Below are 20,398 nucleotides of genomic sequence, written 5' to 3' on the forward strand. Positions count from 1 at the left end.
ATTCCCTTGTTTTATACGATTGTGTTCTTAATTCAATTCTATCAATAAATGTTGTAAGGATTGATTTTAGAACACTTTCTATTTAAGATTAATGTGACCTAAAATCAAATGTTAAAACGATCTCTAATAACAGTCTATAGTAATGTTTTTATAGCTTCAATTTTTAATTAGCGTATATGCATTTAAGGATGAGGCAATTAGTAACCATATAAAGTAAGGAGCTAATAATAGTGATAAAGATCTCATTTCTGGCCAGTAATAAAACATAAAGAATCCAACCACTACAGTAAGTGCTATAATAACAAGTAAAGCTGCTAAAATTTGATGGTAGTAAAAGAAAGTTGGATTCCAAACAATGTTTAAAGCGTAGTGTACAATTAAGGCTCCAATCAATAAATTTCTATTTTCTACTGAAGGCCATAAATATGCTAAATAGATACTAAAACAAATCATTATTACGGTCCAAGAAGCTCCAAAAACCCAGCCTGGAGGCGTCCACGGTGCTTTGTTAATTCCTTCATACCATTCAGATCTAGGGCCTTTACCCGCTAAAAAACTTCCAAGGCCGAGGGCTGCAAAATTTAAAATTAAGAATATTATAAGTCTATAAATCATTCTTGACTATTTTAATGTTATGTTCTTAGCGGTTAAGATAATAGTTTAGTTACTAAATATTTTTTATTTCGATAAGTTTCTTTCAAATGAGAATTTGATGAAGATAGCGTTTAAATGCGTTACAAGTTTCAGTACTCTAGTAAAAATGTTTTAGTAGTTTAATTTTAATTTACTTTATCTCTATAGAGTGGTGATAATTTTGCGCAACAGATAATAATGGTCTAGTCGTTGTATGGAAATAATTCTAGAGGATAATGCCATATACCAACTCGGTACAGCTATACTTATTGTTAAAAAATTAACCCGACAAACTATATTTAACCTGAACAAATTAATAGTGTTCTAAAGCATATTTTTTACCTCAATAGAACAGTAGAATCCATTTGATATTATTAATTTTAAACTTTTAAATTTATTACAAAATAATTTTTTCAATTACTTCTTATGATTAATAAAAGGCTAGAGAATCTGCGTCAACAAATAACTAAGTATCAATTAGATGCAGTTATTATACCTTCAACAGATCCTCATCAATCAGAATATGTTGCTAAACATTGGAAAGTAAGAGAATATTTTACTGGATTTACGGGTTCAGCCGGTGTGTTAGTTTTAAATCAAAATGATGCTGCACTTTGGACAGACTCACGTTACTTCCTTCAATTTGAAGATGAATGTAAAAACTACAATTTAAACTTACATAAACAATCGATACCTCATGCTCCAGAACACGTACAGTGGTTGTGTGATAGTTTAGAGGAAGAAGCTGTTATTGGCGTTGATTTTTTTCAATTTTCAAAAGCCCAAATCGATCATATAAAAGAAGTATCGAGTTCTAAAAATATTGAACTTAAAAACATTCCAAATCTAGTAGATGAAATATGGAAGGATAGACCCGCCTTGCCGAGTTTTCCAGTTGACATTCATCCATTAGAATACAGCGGAGAAACTACTGCTTCAAAAATTAAAAAAGTTCAAAACATAATTGAAACAGCGAAAGCAGATTATTATTTGTTTTCAAGTTTAGATGAAATTGCTTGGTTATTTAATATTCGCTCTAAAGATGTCGACTTTACGCCTTTAGTAACTTCTTACGCATTAGTTGGATTGGATAACACAATTATTTTTTGTGATAGAAACAGGTTTTCCCCTTCAGCTATTGAAGCATTTTCAAAATTGGATATAGAAGTATTAGACTATGATTTAGCTATTTCTGAATTTCAGAAATTAGATTCAAATAAGAAAATCATTACAGATTTATCGTCTCTTAATTATGCAGTTTTTAACGCTATACAGAGTAAGTTTTTATTTCAAAACTCAATAGCAAGAGAATTGAAAGCTATTAAAAACGAAATAGAGATAAGCGGTTCCAAAAACTGTATGGTAAAGGATGGGGTTGCACTTACGAAGTTTTTCATTTGGTTGGAAAATGAACTTGCAACACGAGAGATTTCTGAATATGAAATTGGAGAAAAACTAGAAAGTTTCAGGCAACAACAAGATTTATATACAGGTGAATCTTTTGCTGCAATTGTAGGCTATAAAGGAAACGGCGCAATCATACATTATACAGCACCAAAAGAAGGCTCTGCTATGGTGAAAAATGAAAATATTCTATTGGTAGATAGTGGCGCTCAATACAAAGATGGAACCACTGATATTACCAGAACTGTTTGGTTAGGAGGGACGCCAACTGAAGAATTAAAAACGGCCTACACATCAGTTTTAAAGGGATATATTACACTTGAGCAATTACAATTCCCTAAAGGAACTGTTGGGATGCAAATTGATGCATTTGCAAGATTCCATCTTTGGCAACAAGGCTTAAACTATCCACATGGAACAGGTCACGGAATTGGTAGTTTTGGGATGGTACACGAACCACCACAAGGTTTTACAACAAATCCTGCAACGAGTAGCGGGAGAACAGCACATTTACCAAATCAACTTACAACAATTGAACCTGGGTGTTATAAAAAAGGAGTGTTTGGGATTCGAATTGAAAATATAGTACTGTCTATAGCTAAACAAGAAACAGAATACGGAGAATTTATAGGATTTACCCCAGTTACATTATGCCCGATAGACAGACAACTAATTGATAAGACTTTACTAACCACTACAGAGATTGAATGGTATAACTCTTATCATAAAATGGTGTTTGAACAACTATCTCCTATGCTGAATACTAATGAAAAAGAGTGGTTAAAACGTATGTGTGAAGAATTATAATCCATCAAAATCTAACCAAAAAAATACAAAAGCCCTATCGATTTCAATTTCAAGCAACTGGGCTTAATATCTATTCCTTAAGCCAACTATCTATAATTTTATAAATCTGTTGTTGTTCTGAAACATCAAAACTCTTAATACGAGTTCTATGATCGCCTTGAGGGTTTACAAACTTAAATAACTCTCGTTTCTCAGCATTCTCCGACAACTCTATAGCTGTAGCACTCCAAGCGTCGTATTCGCCGTAAATGAATAGCATCTTTTCGGCCTTAGTGTCTAAGAAAGCTTTTATGTTTTGCATTGGCTTAGGATCGAAAGGTTTTGAGATGTTTTCAGGGAAAGCCCAATCAAAAGTGTATAGTTTATCGGTTTTTAAGTATTTTGCGAATGGGCTGGTTTCATAGGCATAAATTCCTTGTTGTGTTAACGCAGCCCAAAAATAGGGTTGTAAGTTTTCAACTGAACTTTCCTCAAAAAATCCGTAGCCTACAATATCAAATAAATGATCGTATATAGCCTCAACTGATGCTGTTTCTGTTGGAATATCATCAGTTTTTGTTCCCCATTGCCAGTGCGCAAAAGGGTATTCTAAAATTGAATATTCAAGAGCTTTATCTACACCAAACTCCCAAGACATTCCTTCTTCAGTAGCTTTAGTCTTTAATATTTCTAATAATGCTTCTTTATTCTTAAAACTAAGTTCTTGAAAGTTTTTGATTTTTGTCCTGTCTTCTTCTGTTCCTACATTCCTTAAGAATTCAAATATCCTTTCGTCTTCTCTATCAAAATTTAAAGGACCAACGTAACAAACACAGCCGTCAACATTTTTTGGAAAATAATATCTATGTGCCATTACAGTTTGACAACCTTTTGAAATTCCTGTTGAAATAAATTTTGCATTTGGATATAAGGCATTTCTAATTGCATTGATAATAGCAGCTTGATCTTTAGCGGCGTTTTCAATTGTTAGGGTATTCCAATCTATATCTTCAGGTCGAGAATTATTAAAATAACGATGTTCTATGGATATTTGATTGGCATTGTAATGAGTTGCTAATTCCCCTGCTTTTTCTGAACCAATTCCGTAGCCATTAAGTTCAACAATTACAGGTTGCATTGTATTTTCAAATCCTAAAAATACACGCTGTTTAAAGGTGCCTTTAGTTAAGTCGTTATGGTCTATTGGTTGTTCAAACCAAAGCTCATAATTTTCCTCAAAATGACTTACCACAGCTCTTTTTTCAATACTTACAACATTTTCTATAGAAGCTAATTTCTCAAAGTTTGAGACCTCTCTTAAAGTAGGTTCAAGGCTTGTCGAGGTTTTACAACCTACAAATAGAAGAACAAAAATTAAAAAATAATGATAGCGAATTGATTTCATAATAAATTCAATTTTAAAGTTTTAATATCGTCAAGTTAGTGTTATTCAATAATTTCGTAATTAACACTAAGTTTTCGTAAGGCTCGTAATGCAGAACCTGAGTTTTTATCGTCAACATCAATTTCTACTGGGTCACCTTCTAATAATATATCTGTAAGTTCCCTAGCCAAGGACTCATTGTGCTTTGATATTTCTGAAATACATTGAGCTATCGCTCTTCTATCGGGGCGTTGCGCATCGCAAGATATTAAGTTTAATTTCATGAGTTTTCAAAGCATTAAATGTCGATAAAATATTATTCAGCTTTACCTTTATTCAAAAGTATATCGTTGTTCTGCCGCTGAAGAAGCATTGAGCATTTCGTTAAATATTCTAATTGTATTAAAATTACGAGTAATTTCTCCAGATACTGCTAGTCCTGAAATTCCAGTTTCTAGGATTGCGGTTACATCTTCTAAGGTAATTCCTCCCACACCAATTATAGGCGTTTCTGTATTTAAAACATCAATAATTGCAGAATATCCATCTAATCCTAAAACTAGAGGTAGATTTTCCTTTGTTTCTGTAAATCTAAAAGGTCCTAGACTAATATAATCTGCTTCTTTTTCAATTAAGGCTTCGCAATCTTGTAAATTGTTTGCAGTACCACCGATAAACTGCCAAGTATATAAATGTTTTCTAGCAATAGTAGGGCAGGTGTCAGATTTTCCTAGATGTACTCCGTCTGCTTTAATCTCTCTAGCGATTTTATAATTGTCGTTTATTATTAATCTGGTCTGAAAGTGAGCTGTAATATCTCTTGCCTCTTGGGCTAGTTTTAATAACTTTTTATCAGAAATATTCTTTAAACGCAACTGTACCAATTCTGCCCCAGAAGTACAGGCCTTCTGGATATTTTCCAAATGCTCTTTAGGAGAATTCCCTTGAGATATATAATGTAATTTAGGTATCATAGCGTTTTTGTCAATATTTTATTAATCAAGATCGCCTTATCTCTTTTTGAAGATCTCTGTTCTTTTTTCTCTGTTCTTTTTTCTCTACTCTCTTCTCGCGACCATTTATTTTCAAGAAATCTCAATCTTTTTAGCAAACTCCATAAAGTGTGCTTCAAAGCGTTTTAACATTGGGTGTATTTTCTCTGTATACAATACATATTGACACCTTTTGATAGTTTGAGTAACGGCCATGATTGCGGTATAATCAGCTTTTTGAGCAAGAAATTCAGCATCATCAATACTTAATATCTTTAACTGAGAAGAACTAACTCCATTGGTTAAAAACAATTTATTTAATGTTTTAGGCGTAGAAATTAAAATATCTACACCCATAAAGATTTCAGATTTTTGAATATCAATATGAAGCTCCTCGTATCCAACGTAAACTCTTATTTCTTTGTGTTGTGTATATGCTTCAAAAGCTTCGAACATTTCCAATGCTTTTTCTTTGTTTTCTACCAAAACTATTGCTCTAGGAGCATCTCCCACGGTTTCAAATTTTAATTTCTGTAAAGTTGTTAGAATAAGTGTTGTTGTTTTTCCACTTCCTTTAGGAGCCGAGCAATAAACATTAGCACCACTTTTAATAACGGGAATGCTTTTTGTCTGAAATGGAGTAGGAGTAATTATTTCAAACTTTTCTAACTTCTCTTTTATTTCAGGGTTTAGTTTTTTAAAGGGCATAGGAAATAAAGACATGATAAATAGTTGAGATTTTACAATGCAACAAATATACTACCTAATGCCGAGTTATATTGAATCAGATGGGATAACTTAATTTTTATGACTATTGTTTTTAATACTTCCATTGCAGTCTGATTATTTAGTTGATTTTTTGAGAATTAAGATAAAAAACTATTAAAAATTAAAAATGTATTTTTGCCAAAAATATAATTATATGAAGTTCTACCCCACGCTTATAGTGATGCTAATTTTTACAACAACTACTTTTTCCCAAGTAGGAATTGGTACAGTTACTCCAAAGAGTGACTTGCATATTTCAAAATCATCTGTGGACGGAGGAAGTATTCAAATAGATGGAGGAATTAGATTAGGTGGAAGAAGTACAGCTGTAGGGAGTAAAGGTAAAACAGGGCAAGTATTGATGAGTGGTGGACCGACGGGGAGTGCTAAATGGGTCACTTTAGGTAAAACAGAAGGTTATACAACAAATTGCGGTGTTCCAAATAGTATTGCAACGATAAATATCACATTACCGGATGGAAGTAATGGAAATGAGGTAAATGTTACTAGTTTTCAAATGGCCACAGCCTTGAGTTCACTACCAGAAGGAGGGATAGTTTTGATTAGAACTACTACGTCAAATATTTACAACAATGTTAATACACGATTAACAATTCAACTTCCAACAGCAAACTCTGTTTTAAACAAACCCTTTGTAATTGCCTTTGACGGTCCAGTTAATTTTAATAATTCAATAAAACATAACAAAACAATTGAAATACTTGTGAAGGCAACTGAAACCAATTCATTTGTTTATGAATTAGGTACAGTTTCAACAAATAGAAAATTTTTTATAAATAAGTTTCCAGACAATAACAATTTAGATTACAAAATTTCTGAACTTGAAAATAATTCAGGTGAAACTCAACCTATATTATTAATGAATTCCTATACCATAACTGCCATTGATAATAAAACATGGTCTTTTACCAATAGAGATTGTTATATTCAGAATCCTAAATCTTAATTACAGGTAATAATACCTCCCAAACATTTTCAGCCAAAATCTTATGTCCTTCAGCTGTAGGGTGGATTCCATCGGCTTGATTTAGGTGTTTTACACCACCTACATTTTCTAAAATAAAAGGAATGAAAGCAATGTTATTCTCTGAAGCCAAATCAGAAAATATGGCTTTAAATTGGGTGGTGTATTCCGCTCCCATATTGGGTGGCATTTGCATTCCTGCCAAAACGATTTTTATTTCAGGATTCTTTGCTCTTACTGCATCTATAATTGCTTGTAAATTAGCTTTAGTTTCTGTTATTGGAAGACCACGCAGTCCATCGTTGGCTCCGAGTTCTAATACAAAAACATCAATATCTTGATTTAAAATCCAATCGATTCTACTCTTACCGCCGGCAGAAGTTTCTCCGCTTACACCAGAATTCACAACTTGATAATTTAGATCTAACGAATCTAATTTCTTCTGAATAATTCCTGGGAATGCGTCGTTTGTATCATCTAAACCGTACCCAGCGGTAATACTATCGCCAAAAAACATAATCGTTTTGCTAGATGTTTTTTCTGTAGTTTCAGTTTCAGTAGTATTGTTTTCGGTTGAATCTGTTGTGGCCTCAGTTTTTTTATCATTCCCACAGGAAATCATTACAAATGCCAGAAGGATATAACAAAACTTTAAGAGGTTTCGAGACTTGTAAAGGCTTGTATTTAAAAGGCTTTGTGTAATTTTGGACTTCGGCATATTGTTGCAGATAATTATAAAATTGAAATGACAAAGATATTAAAGATTAACGGGCTAGAAAAGACTTATACAAGTGGCTCAAAACAATTAACTGTACTTCAAAAAGTTTCCTTTGAAGTTGAAAAAGGGCAAACATTTTCAATTGTTGGGCCTTCTGGAAGTGGAAAAACCACCTTACTGGGATTAGCAGCCGGTTTGGACACACCTAACTCAGGAACAGTGGAATTATGTGGTTACGATTTAAGTGCTCTAAATGAAGATGAAAGAGCACAATTGCGAAACGAACAAGTAGGCTTTATTTTTCAAGATTTTCAATTATTACCAACCTTAACTGCGCTTGAAAACGTAAGTGTACCTTTAGAGCTACAAGGCTCCAAAAATGCCGCAAGTAAAGCGAAAGAATTATTAGAAAAAGTAGGTTTGGGAAAACGTGTCAATCATTATCCCTCACAACTATCAGGAGGCGAGCAGCAACGAGTAGCAGTAGCAAGAGCATTTTCCAACAATCCTTCTATTTTATTTGCCGATGAACCTACAGGAAATTTAGATGAAGAAACTGGTGAAAAAGTAATTCAGTTACTTCTTAACCTCAATGAAGAAGTAGGGACTACGCTTGTTATAATTACGCACGATTTAGACTTAGCCGCGAGAACTCAACAAATTTTGAAACTGAAAGGCGGAAAAATTTTAACCAATGAAAAAACAGCGGTAATTTGAAAAAGTCAACTTTAAAGTCAAATAGTAATCCTGCTTGGCTGTTTAAAATGGCTTGGCGTGATGCTAAAGCAAGTAGGGCGCGGTTGCTATTATTTATGGCTTCCATTATTTTAGGAATTGCCGCAGTGGTTTCAATACAGTTATTTAGTCAAAACCTTACCGATAATATTCAAAGACAATCGAAATCGTTGATGGGGGCCGATTTTCGTATTGATATAAATGAAGTTCCATCTGAGCGGGCACAGGAAATTATAGATTCTCTTCAACCAGACGCTTCGGAAGTAAGTTTTGTATCCATGGTCGCATTTCCTAAGAACGATGGTACTAAATTAGTTCGTGTGCGTGGCTTGCAGGGTGATTTTCCTTTTTACGGAAAACTTGAAACTGAACCGGTTACAGCTTCCACTTCATATAAAACTTCAGGTGGTGCATTAGTAGATGCTACCTTAATGTTGCAGTACAATCTTCAAGCTGGCGACTCTATTAAAATAGGAGAAATAACCTTACCTATAGCTGGTGCTTTAAATGCAATTCCGGGTAATACAGCAGTCTCAAGTTCTGTAGCGCCATTGGTAATTATTCCATATCGATTTATAGAAGCAACTAAATTGTTGCAATTTGGAAGCCGTAAACGTTATGAATTCTTCTATAATCAGCCCGACACCGATTTAGTTTTATTGGAAGAGCAATTGCAACCAATACTAGAAGAAGAAAATGCCGACTTAGACACTCATATTAGTACTAGCAGTAGATTAGGGAGGCGTTATGATAATGTAGGTTCGTTTTTAAACCTTACTGCATTTATTGCGCTCTTGTTAGGTTGTGTAGGGATTGCTAGTTCAGTTAACATCTACATTAAAGAAAAAATAAAAGCAATTGCCGTTTTAAAATGTTTGGGAGCCTCCAGAAAACAGAGCTTTTTAATTTTCTTGATTCAGATTGCAGGAATAGGATTATTAGGAGGAATTATTGGTACAGCAATAGGAGTAGGGCTTCAAGAGCTTTTCCCTATTGTTTTAAAAGAGTTTTTGCCTTTCGAATTAACTATAAGTATTAGTCTACAACCGCTCATTATAGGTGTTCTTTTAGGGGTTATAATGTCAGTTTTATTCGCTTTACTACCGCTATTGCGTACTTGGTATGTTTCACCATTAGAAGTATTACGAGTTAATGGAGATACTTCAAAACAATCTAGAAAGGCAAGTATTGTGGCCATTGCGGTGATTGTTTTATTCTTATATTCTTTTTCTTATTGGTTGCTTCGCGACTGGATGTTTGCATTGGCCTTTATCGGCGGAATCATGGTAACTTTTGGATTCCTTTCAGGGATAGCAATAGGAGCAATGAAATTGGTAAGAACCTTTTTCCCTAAAAGCGCAGGCTTTACTACTAGACAAAGCTTACTGAATTTATTCCGTCCCAATAATCAAACTGTAGTGCTGTTAGTAGCTATTGGGTTAGGAACTTTTTTAATTAGTACATTATATTTTACAAAAGATATTCTTCTAGATAAGGCTGAAATTGGTCAAACATCAGAAAGTGCAAATCTAATAACCCTCGATGTACAACCAGACCAAGTAGGGGAAGTGGTTAATACTTTTAAAGCAAATGGTCTACAGGTATTAAATAATATTCCGCTGGTTACTATGCGAATGCACAGCATAAAAAATGAATTGGTAAACAACCTTCGCACCGATAGTACAGCTCAAATAAGAGGATGGGTTTTAAATCACGAATTCAGAACCACCTACCGAAATAATTTAATTGATTCTGAAGAAATAGTAAAAGGGGAGTGGGTGCCTTTACAAAAGCCAAGGGAGATTGTTCAAATTTCAATTTCCGAAAATCTTGCTGAAGATGCTAATGTAACTATTGGAGATTCAATTGTTTTTAATGTTCAAGGTGTATTGATGCCAACTGTCGTAAAAAGCATACGTAAGGTGGATTGGGCAAATCTGCAACCTAATTTCACTATCCTTTTTCCGAGTGGTGTCCTAGAAGACGCCCCCCAGTTTTATGTATTATCTACCAACGCACCAACTGAAGCCAGTTCTGCTAAATTGCAACGAGACTTAGTAAGTAAGTTTCCAAATGTATCCGTTATAGATTTACGGCAGATGTTTACTGTAGTAGAAGATATTCTTAACAAGGTGTCTTGGATAATAAATTTCATGGCATTTTTTAGTATTCTTACGGGGATTATTGTTCTGATAGGTTCCGTCCGTACTAGTAAATATCAACGAATAAAAGAAAGTGTTTTATTGAGAACCTTAGGAGCAAAAAGCAAACAGATTTTAACCATTACTGCTCTAGAATATTTATTTCTAGGTATTTTAGGTAGTCTTTTAGGAATACTTTTGGCTTTGATAAGTAGTTTATTATTAGCAGTGTTTGTATTTCAAGAACCATTCACTCCTTCGCTAATCCCATTCTTGATTTTCTTACCTGGAATCTCTCTTTTAGTCTTAGGAATTGGCTTAAGCAACATTCGAGAGGTTTTAAGAAGTTCGCCATTGGAGGTTTTGAGGAAGAGTGGGTAAATAGTAGTTATTTTTTAAAGGATAGAGAGAAGGTTGCGGTTTGATAATTTAAGCAGAACTATAGACCTAATATGTTTTTTAAACCTGTCAGGTTTGATGCGCTTCTTTTGGTTTTATGAATTGTTCTTTACAATATTTCGAGAGTTTTTAAGCTCTGCGTCCTTTACGACTTTGCGGTAAAAAATCACAGCTGAGACGAAAAGGATAAATAAAACACTTAATTAACTAACTTAAATAAAGCTTGTAAGCTAAGTTATTTAAAGAGCCTTCTTCGTTTTCTTACACCAATAAACAACGATTCAAATTTGATAAGCAAGCCGTAGGAACCGCTTGTTGTTTTTCTCTATAGTTTGAAATGTTTTTAAATCATTCGATTGAAACTTTTTTAAGTGTGGTATTCGCATTAAAGGTTGGAAAATACATTAGTTCAATTTTTGCAGGATTCAGAGTGTAATTTCCTGAATATCTCGGCACCAGCTTCACTTCGAATTGGTGTTCTCCAACAGGCAAATAATCACAAAAAATTGTAGATTCGTTTTTAAAGTTTTCTCTGTGGCTTTCAAACCTATTTTTGCTTTGTGTACTGGCATAGGAGCATCCCCCTGGAATCGGAACGTTGATTAATACATAATCGGCATCTTTTTTAATATTCACTTTTACCAACAGAGTAACTTCTTCTCCTCCTTTCAATGTGTTGCTAGTTGTGTCTTTAAATTGGGTGCTTATCTCGAAATCACCTGTTCTTTTATCGGGATTGCCTTCCCAATAGGATTGATGACTTGTAAAGTAAATTGGAAAATCGCTGGTTTTTTTAATCGAAATGTTTTGATTAGGTGCCAAGGTGAAATCGAAAGGAAAAGTTTCAATGACCTTAGAGATATCACCTTTAATGATGAGTTTTGGGGTAGTGGGTTTTGTACCGCCTTGAATGAAATCGTCGAGAATCGTTTCTAGGATTTGAGCCGACTCAAAGGTGTTTCGCCAATATCCGGGCTGGCGTCTTTCAAAAAAGTAGTTTCTCATTTTCGAGAGGTCAGCGGTATGGTCTAAGGTGTCGGCTTTCAGTATTTTGTAGGTTAATAAAGTATTTTGGATGTTGTTGTTCAATATGTTTGAAATGTTTTTGGCATCTGAAAAATATACATTTCCGAAAAGAGTTGTTCTCCTATTTTGAAGGATCGAATCCAGTTGATATTCCATCCCGTGGACTTGTTGAAGCTCGGTGAGCATGAGTCGCTCATTAAATTGGATTTGATTCTTTTCTTCTAATTTTTCGATGTACTTGAGGTAATCCACTTGGGCATCAAACAAATTTAACGTTTTTAAAATTCGGTACGTCTCATCGAAGTTTGATATGGTCTCCAATCTCCAAATCAATTCTTGGACGGTTTTGGTTGGATTTAGTTTTACTGTGTAACCATTATCTTTTGCCAATGCTAAAGCCTCGAGCACTTGCAGACTGATCCAATAACTGTCTTTTGAGTTTTTCCACCATCCCCATAAACCTGAATGTTTTTGATTTTCTAGTAATCGTGAAATGTGCTTTTCGATACGTCTTTCATTTTTAAAAGGCTCTTCATTATAAGTAGCTAATTTTTTCTGCATCAAAAGCATTTTGAGCTTGGAGGCTATTTGCTCGTTGCAGAGGTATTTATAATTAATAACGTAATCCATTTCCTCATCAAGTATTTCTAAGATATCGGCTCGCGCATAAAGTCTAACCGTGCCATAATCGGGATGGAAGGATAAATCGATTTTTTTGTTATCTTCCAATACATAAAACTGACTTTTTGTTTGATGTAGCCCTTGGGGATATACCGGAATCTTTCTCAATTCCCCATCATAATATCCATCGGGTTTTTCTAATGTGTATTTCACCGAAATAGAATCCTTTGGAGCAATCATCAAGGTGTCGATAATAGCATTTTTAAAACGTTCTATTTTTGAAAATTGAACGATATCGTTCAACGAATAAGTAATGGTTGCTTCTTGCTCAGATTCTGTGTAATTGAGAGACTTCCCTATAGCATAAGTGGTGTCTTGCGCTACTAAAAATCTTGGAATAGCAATTTGTGCCATTAAAGGCTTATAGGATTTAATCGATTTTTTTGTTTGCCCTGATTGTTTATTTCCGTTCATGGCTAGATAGAAGGTTTCCCAATTTGTAATATCGTCTGGAAAAGTTACATTAAAACTGACTTTTCCGTTTATGTCGGTCTTAAGCTTTGGTTGCCAAAAAGCGTCATCCAAAAAATTTTGTCTCAACGAACTTCCGCCGAGTGTAGTTTCATAAAATGTGCTATCAAAATCTGCTCCTTTGTCTTGCAACTTCAGCGTTGAAAGCAAAGCCTCATCACTTAGGTCAATAATAACTACCCCATTGGCACCTCTTGCACCATACAAATTAGTAGCTTCCAATCCCTTTAAAATATTTATAGATGTAATTTGATCGCTATTTATTTTAGCGACATCTCCAGAATATATCATTCCGTTGATAATATATAATGGCTCGGTATCGCCTGATAAACTACCCACCCCTCTGATTGTTATTTCCGGTGCAGCCCCAGGTGTAATCTCCAATCCACTCGCTTTTCCAGCCAATGTTTGTTCAATGTCTAAGCCAGAAAGAGAACCCACAGAGCTTCTTGAAATAGAATAACCAGTTACAACAACTTCCTCTAGACTAGCTCCCGCTTCTAGCTGAATATCCATTCTATTTCCTTTGGGAATCATTTCTTGAGAATCGAAACCTACATAAGAAAACATCAACACTTCTCCCTCATTAATGAAGATGGTATAATTACCATCGAAGTCGGATTGAACACCTCGGGAGGTCCCTTTTACAATAATATTCGCTCCAGGCAATGGAAGACCAGAATCATCCATTATAGTTCCGTCCACCCTAATGCTGCCTTGAATACTAAAGTAATTTTGAAGCGTCGAATTAACTTGGTCTAAGCCAGCGGTTCTTGACTGTTCGTCCGATTTTCCTGAGGAAATAATATTTTTTAAAATTTCGTCAAGTGTTTCACTAAAAGCATCTTTTCTTAAGACTTCAGGTTTGTAGACTTTCAAGAAATTGAGGCCATTGATTTCCACAACGACATCATCTAGGATGTGATATTTTTTATCAGAATAAAAGAAAATCAGTTTGTATTTTCCTTTGCTGAGTTGATGGAATAAGCGGGATTCACCTGGATAGACTCTAACAAAATTTGTGTCATCTTGGCTGAAAATAAATATGTTTAAAAGGACTTCTTCTAAGTCCTCTTCATTTTCCATTTCTATGGATAACTTTCCAAAGCCCGGTGTGGTATTTTTTGAATTTTGAAAGTAGTCCCAAGTTGTTCGCGTTGTTCTAATAGAATTTTGGTAAAGATCATTAATTTTTTCCGGTGTCAAGACCAAATCGTGAAGACCTTGATGACTATTGTTATTAAACCTATTGTATAAACGTGTTGGAAATCGCGACTTATTGTAAGACCTCATTTTTATCATACCACCTTGAAAATCATATTCAAAATAAGGTTCATGAACAAACACATTTTTGATGCTATCACGCATTCTGAAAGTTACACTTCCAGAAACAGGTCCCGCCAAATTTTTGTAATTGTAACCCGAATTATTTGACAAGAGTTGTACGTTTTCGATATATTGAATGAAGGCAAATTTTTTGTTAAACGTATTCCGATAAGGAAAAATATATCGATAAAGCAGTCCTTGCTCTTGATTGCTCAATTTGTTTTTCGCTTTTTTCTGTTCAACATCTTCTATAGAAATGGTTTCATCTAGGCTGAATATCACTTTTTGATTTTGAGGAAAATACACGTTGTTTACGGTGAATGTGTTCTTGCTTGTTCGTAGTTTAACCTGATGATATCCCGGTCTAATATTAAAGGAATAAGGACGTTGATTGGTAGACCAATTGAAATAAACAGGCACGTTGTCTACGTAAATAACGTGGATTGGAATTGGTTTTCCATTTGAAAATACAAAGGGCGCAAACTGTGTAATGGAATCTTTAGGGTAAAATGAAGTTCGGTATATGTCATTTCCTGGATAAAGGAATTTGTAGTATTCAATGGTATCCAAACCTGCTTTGTTGTTCCAATATTTGAAATCTAGTTCGCCATTCTTGGCCTGATTCAATTTATTACTGTTTAAACTGAAAGTATTGATGATATTTCTGCTCTTCCTTTTTTTTCCTAAATAGGGTAGTTGGGGAGGGTGGTGCCCAAACTTTTTGGTCAGGGAATAAGCTGTGATATCAACGCCTTTTACAGGATTTCCTTTGTAATCGGTAACAGACAGTTCGATAGTGGAATTTTGGCCAGGATAGACCAAATTGGGTTGATCTACTTCAATAGTTAAAGCCTTGTCCTTGATGGGAACTGATATGTTCTCAGTTTTTACTTCTCCACCCCAAATATATTGTATCGCTATTTGATAATCTTCGAGAGAGTTCAGAGGTTCAGATACTTGAAGCTTGTCGCCATATCCAGATGAAAGCCTTTGGTTCTTTAAATATGTATTGTAGTTGAAAAACAGGTTTCTCGGATTGATAACCTCGAGTTTGATTGAATCCGCCGTCCGATTTCCCGAGATTTGAAGAAGCGAGGACTTATCCGAAATATTGTATTGCAACTCTTCATTTCCAGATTTTAAAATGTAAGTTGAATAGAATGGGTTCAGTTTTAATTTTAAAGGGGTTTCCCCCTCAAAAATCAAAGTTTCGTTGCCAAAATTGTCTTGCCCGAAAACTTGTGTTTTTCTATTTGTTGACAATCCGTTATACTTAAAAGTAATTTTGATGGAATCGCTTTTTAATTCAGCTTCTAAGCTTTCATCTAAATGGTAATAAGTCACACTTTCACTATTTAGTAGTAGCTCGTTGTCTGAGGTTAAGAGTTTTACGTCGAGTGCGTATTCAAAATTGGCAGGCGGGAACAGCGAATCTGAAATTTCGATTTTTGTTTCCGAAGATGGTTCTAACCTTTTTTCAACATAATCGAGGGTGTCTGATATAAAAAGATTATCCTTAAAATAGGATGTCGGTCTTTTGGGTCGTATTAAAATCTGAACTCGTGCATCTTGAAGTACCAATTCATTTTCATCGGTTGCTTTGATGTAAACTTCCAAAGGTTTGTTTCTGTATTGATTTTTTGTGGGCAATCGAAGGTGGAGTTGGTTTTTTGTCAACTCGTAATCTTCATAACTAAATGAATTTGAAATCAAAGTTTGCTCTTTCCTATTCTTGAGTTCAATAGCATAATGCGTGTCAAGTTTGAGTTTGAGGGAATCGTGTAGCAAGAATTGAAATTCATATCCCCCATTGTCATAGGGGTCTAATTTTGTTAAAGCTATATTTTGCCTATTTCCATATAAGGAAACCGATACAGGTTTATCGTGTGGTTTTCCTCTTTTATTAACCAAAAAACTTTTAAACTTAACGGTATCTCCAGGTTTGTATTTAGGTTTATTGAAAACCAAGTAGCCTTTATAGTTTTTTCTTTTAGAATAATAACAATGATAGTCATCAAAAAGACACGCTATTTTGTGATAGATTCTAACAAAAAAGTTTTCAGTCCTTCTGATAGTTCCTTGTGACCAACCATCGGCAATAGATTTTACGGCATCTACGGGCAAATTGACAACAAATTCTACAGGAGTCCAAACATATTTCAACGGAGTGCCGTACAAAACCCTTCTAGAATTTCTTCGGAAGGCAGAATTGTTGTAATTTCTATCTAAGTAGTAATAGGAGGTTTTACCTAAATATGTAATTTCAAGGAGCCCTCTTTTATTCGTCTTTTTTAATGAAAAAGACTGAATGTGATCGTTGAATTTTATCGACTTGTTTTTGATTTTTAAATCTGCATCACGAATTAAATGTCCATCCAAATCATAAAGTTGAATAACTAGGTCTTGATAATTATTTAACAAAAAAACTTCGAGATTCTGAACGGTAGCAATTTCGGTTTTTTGAATATTCTTGTCTAAATATGTTTTTAAATAATGTCCAGGTTTTAAATTTTTGTCGTAGCTGTCTCCGGTTGCGAAAGAATCAATTAAAGTATGGAAATACTCTGTTTCAATGTCGACGTTTTTTTTTGAATATATCTTTTTAGCTTCGTCCTCAGAAATGTTGAAAATATATGTAAATGCGCTATTTCTCCTACTTTCCAATAGCTTTTGTGCCGAGATAGAAGTGTAATAGCAACAAGTGGCGACAATAAGGATAAACTTCAGAATGACTTTAATGGTAAGACGGGGACTATCGCTATAATGCATTTTATAATATAAGTTACAATTTTTTTTGTCGAGAAATATACTCGATGGTTACCGACAAGATAAAAGTGATAGATGTATATTGAAAACAACTATCAGTGTTATCAAATATACCAAAAAATATTCGTGGAAATAATACCCCAAAGTTTTTTAAAACCCGTCTAATAAAACGTAGATATCCTCTATTTTCTTAACGAGAATTAAGCGAGGAAATATCTCACAGGTTATTGGTCTACAGCTTAAACTTATCAAGCGGATATGGAAGATCTCTATGGTCTATTGAACTTAGATTTCCGATATTTACCAATTCCCTAAATAACCATTTACTTACGTCAATGAATAACAAACATGTTTTTTATCCAAATCAAAGATATACTAGTAAAGGTGAGCCTGAATTAGGGGTAGGTATTTTAACGGAAACCAGTAACCGACTAGTAAAAATATATTTCCCGCTTTCCAATGAATATAGAGTTTATGCCATAGAAAGTGCTCCTTTGCGCCGTGTAGTTTTTAAACCCGGAGATACCATTGTTAATTCAAATAAGCAATCTATGCTTATTGAAAGAGTTGAAATGGAAAATGGACTTTATATATATTACGGTAAAGACATTAAGATTTCTGAAGCCGAGCTAGGTGATGTTACCGCAAATTATGGAGTGGATGATAGGCTTTTTATGGGAGATGTTGATTCACCCCGCGCCTTTGCATTACGAAGAGAAACCTTAGAACACGATTATAATAGAAGAATTTCTCCTGTTTATGGGTTTGTAGGCGGAAGAATAGATTTAATTCCACATCAACTTTATATTGCGCAAGAAGTGAGTTCTCGCTATGCCCGGCGTGTCTTACTTTCTGATCAAGTGGGACTTGGAAAAACAATTGAAGCCTGTCTTATAATTCACCGATTATTGATTAGTGGTCGAATTTCAAGAGTACTTATTCTCGTTCCTGAATCTTTAATACATCAATGGTTTGTTGAAGTATTGCGCAAATTTAACATGTGGTTTAATATCTTTGATGAAGCGCGTTGTGAAGCTCTTGACGAAGGTGCACCAGAGGGTAATCCATTTCTTGCCAATCAGTTAATAATCTGCAGTACAGAGTTTTTAGCAACTTCAGAAAAAAGAACTCGCCAAGCCCTAACTGCAAGTTGGGATATGCTTGTTGTGGATGAAGCTCACCATTTGGAGTGGTCTTTAGACAAGGTAAGCCCAGAATACGCTGTGGTGGAGCTGCTGAGTAAGGTGGCGAAAGGATTGTTGCTTCTTACCGCAACCCCGGAACAATTAGGAATTGAAAGCCATTTTGCACGTCTTCGATTGCTCGACCCAATTAGATATAACAATTATGAGGATTTTATAAATGAATCAAATGACCATAAAAACATTGCCACTATAGTTGAAAAACTTGATTTGAATAAAGCCTTAAACTCTAAGGAAACAATGCTTTTAGAGTCTCTTTTTTCCAAGGAACGTATACAGTCTGTGCTAAAGCGTGATGAATTAGCGAAGGATAATTTAATTGAGGATTTACTAGATCAACACGGTCCTGGGCGGGTGTTATTCCGTAATACCCGATCTGCTATGAGTGATTTTCCTAAACGGAAGGCACATTTAATTCCTCTTGAAGTAAAGGAAGACCAATCAAATTGGGTTGAACGGCTTACAAAAGAATTTGTTTACGATATAACTACAGAACATCAAATAGAGAAACAAGAGTTTCGGTTTAAGAACGACCCACGGGTGCTTTGGCTTTTGAATGTTTTAAAGGAAATTTCTCCCGATAAAACCTTATTAATTTGCAAAAGCAAAGAAAAAGTATTGGCTTTGGAGGAAGCATTAACAAAACGTGCCAATTTAAATGTAGCTGTTTTTCATGAAGACCTCACTATTGTACAACGAGACAAAAATGCAGCTTGGTTTACCGAAACAGATGGAGCACAAATTCTTCTTTGTTCAGAAATAGGGAGTGAGGGGCGGAACTTTCAATTTGCTAATCATCTTATACTTTTTGACCTTCCGCTACATCCAGAATTGTTGGAGCAAAGAATAGGGAGATTAGATAGAATCGGTCAAACTAAGGACATCAATATTTATATTCCATATCTTGTTAATAGTCCACAACATAAACTTGTAAGATGGTTTCACGAAGGCTTGAATGCATTTGAAAAAAATATAGAGATTGGTCATAAAATTTTTAAACTATTTGGAGATCGACTGCGTAATATTTGTAACTCCCATACCATCAAAGAGGCAGACCCAGAACTGGAAGCCTTAATAAATGATACAGCGATCTTTCAAAAGAAACTTCAAGAAAAACTTTCAAAGGGACGCGATAAGTTGCTTGAAATGAATTCATTTAGACCAAAGATTTCTAATGAAATAATAAAGCGAATTAAGCTAGAAGACCGTGACAAAACTCTTGAAACATACTTAACCAAGGTCTTCAGGTATTTCAAAATGGAAATGGAAGATTTAGCTTATCGAAGCTATTTTCTACATCCCGCTTCTGTAACTACCGAGGCTTTTTCGTCAATTCCGCGTGAAGGTATTGGAGTTACTTTCGATAGAAATCATGCTTTGAGTAGGGAAGACCTGAGTTTTCTAAGTTGGGACCATCCTATTACCACAGAGTGTATCGATATGGTGCTAACCTCTGGAATTGGAAGTGCTAGTTTTGGTATCCTTCGAAACTCTAATGGTCGCGGACTATTACTGGAGTTTCTCTATGTGTTAGAAACCTCAAGAAAGCTAGGCGTATCTATAGATCGTTTCCTTCCCAATACTCCAATACGTATTGTGGTAGACATTGATGGTAATGAAGTAACCCATAATTATCCTGCTGATTTTATCGACAAGAATTTGACTGCAGGCCAGATGGAACCTTTATTAGACAATGAAAATTTGGTAGAAACAATCCTACCCAAAATGATGGCGGCTGCCACCAAAATAGCTGCAACATACAGTTTAAAAAATAAAGAAAAAGGGCTTCAAAAAATGAACCTTACGCTTAACCACGAAATAGAACGATTAAGAGCATTAAAGAAAATAAATAACAACATCAGACAAGATGAAATTCAAAGAGCTCTTGATGAGCAGGAAGAACTGTCAATTCTTATTAAAAATGCAAGAGTTAGGATGGATGCAGTTCAGTTTATAATAATAGAATAGCGTAGTTAAAAGA

The 20,398-nt window shown here is 34.7% G+C and carries 12 protein-coding genes; 5 read left to right on the top strand and 7 right to left on the bottom strand.

Annotated elements, in window-relative coordinates; translation table 11 throughout:
- Positions 1–156 precede the first annotated feature (156 nt).
- On the bottom strand, positions 157–615 hold the full coding sequence (locus FHP04_RS03660; RefSeq protein WP_139854634.1) for a TspO/MBR family protein: 459 nt from the start codon (positions 613–615) through the stop codon (positions 157–159).
- Between the two features lie 444 nt (positions 616–1,059).
- Between FHP04_RS03660 and FHP04_RS03665 the strand changes: the two genes are divergently transcribed.
- A complete protein-coding gene (locus FHP04_RS03665) occupies positions 1,060–2,844 on the top strand; it encodes an aminopeptidase P family protein (RefSeq protein WP_139854635.1) in 1,785 nt (594 codons plus the stop codon).
- Positions 2,845–2,914: 70 nt separating this feature from the next.
- Here FHP04_RS03665 and FHP04_RS03670 read toward each other — a convergent pair whose 3' ends face one another.
- From FHP04_RS03670 to FHP04_RS03685, 4 genes are all read right to left on the bottom strand, one after another.
- Positions 2,915–4,228: a S28 family serine protease gene (locus tag FHP04_RS03670; protein ID WP_139854636.1), complete on the bottom strand. Its 1,314-nt coding sequence runs from the start codon at positions 4,226–4,228 to the stop codon at positions 2,915–2,917.
- Positions 4,229–4,269: 41 nt separating this feature from the next.
- The gene (locus FHP04_RS03675) at positions 4,270–4,491 is read right to left on the bottom strand and encodes a hypothetical protein (RefSeq protein WP_139854637.1); all 222 of its coding nucleotides are present in this window, start codon (positions 4,489–4,491) and stop codon (positions 4,270–4,272) included.
- 48 nt (positions 4,492–4,539) lie between these two features.
- Positions 4,540–5,181, bottom strand: coding sequence for a thiamine phosphate synthase (gene thiE / locus FHP04_RS03680; RefSeq protein WP_139854638.1), 642 nt, complete (start codon positions 5,179–5,181; stop codon positions 4,540–4,542).
- 111 nt (positions 5,182–5,292) lie between these two features.
- Positions 5,293–5,922, bottom strand: coding sequence for a DEAD/DEAH box helicase (locus FHP04_RS03685; RefSeq protein ID WP_317129547.1), 630 nt, complete (start codon positions 5,920–5,922; stop codon positions 5,293–5,295).
- Positions 5,923–6,121: 199 nt separating this feature from the next.
- Here FHP04_RS03685 and FHP04_RS03690 point away from each other — a divergent pair, with 199 nt between their 5' ends.
- Complete coding sequence (locus FHP04_RS03690) at positions 6,122–6,934, top strand: hypothetical protein (RefSeq protein WP_139854639.1); 813 nt, start codon at positions 6,122–6,124, stop codon at positions 6,932–6,934.
- Here FHP04_RS03690 and FHP04_RS03695 read toward each other — a convergent pair.
- Entirely contained in the window at positions 6,924–7,670 is a 747-nt protein-coding gene (locus FHP04_RS03695; RefSeq protein ID WP_139854640.1) for an arylesterase, read from the bottom strand. The genes FHP04_RS03690 and FHP04_RS03695 overlap by 11 nt on opposite strands.
- Positions 7,671–7,697: 27 nt before the next feature.
- On the opposite strand from FHP04_RS03695, the gene FHP04_RS03700 reads away from it, so the two are divergent.
- Together FHP04_RS03700 and FHP04_RS03705 are read left to right on the top strand one after the other, a co-directional pair.
- Positions 7,698–8,387, top strand: a complete 690-nt coding sequence (locus FHP04_RS03700) for an ABC transporter ATP-binding protein (RefSeq protein ID WP_139854641.1) — start codon at positions 7,698–7,700, stop codon at positions 8,385–8,387.
- 47 nt (positions 8,388–8,434) lie between these two features.
- Entirely contained in the window at positions 8,435–10,927 is a 2,493-nt protein-coding gene (locus FHP04_RS03705) for an ABC transporter permease (RefSeq protein ID WP_139855020.1), read from the top strand.
- Positions 10,928–11,293: 366 nt separating this feature from the next.
- On the opposite strand, the gene FHP04_RS03710 is transcribed toward FHP04_RS03705, so the two are convergent.
- Positions 11,294–17,218 carry an alpha-2-macroglobulin family protein gene (locus FHP04_RS03710; protein WP_139854642.1) on the bottom strand — a complete coding sequence of 1,975 codons (5,925 nt, stop codon included), beginning with the start codon at positions 17,216–17,218 and terminating at the stop codon, positions 11,294–11,296.
- Positions 17,219–17,550: 332 nt separating this feature from the next.
- Between FHP04_RS03710 and rapA the strand changes: the two genes are divergently transcribed.
- Complete coding sequence (gene rapA, locus FHP04_RS03715; RefSeq protein ID WP_139854643.1) at positions 17,551–20,385, top strand: RNA polymerase-associated protein RapA; 2,835 nt, start codon at positions 17,551–17,553, stop codon at positions 20,383–20,385.
- Positions 20,386–20,398 lie beyond the last annotated feature (13 nt).

Origin of the sequence: Aequorivita sinensis (assembly GCF_006346335.1) — a bacterium.
Classification (GTDB): Bacteria; Bacteroidota; Bacteroidia; order Flavobacteriales; family Flavobacteriaceae; genus Aequorivita; species Aequorivita sinensis.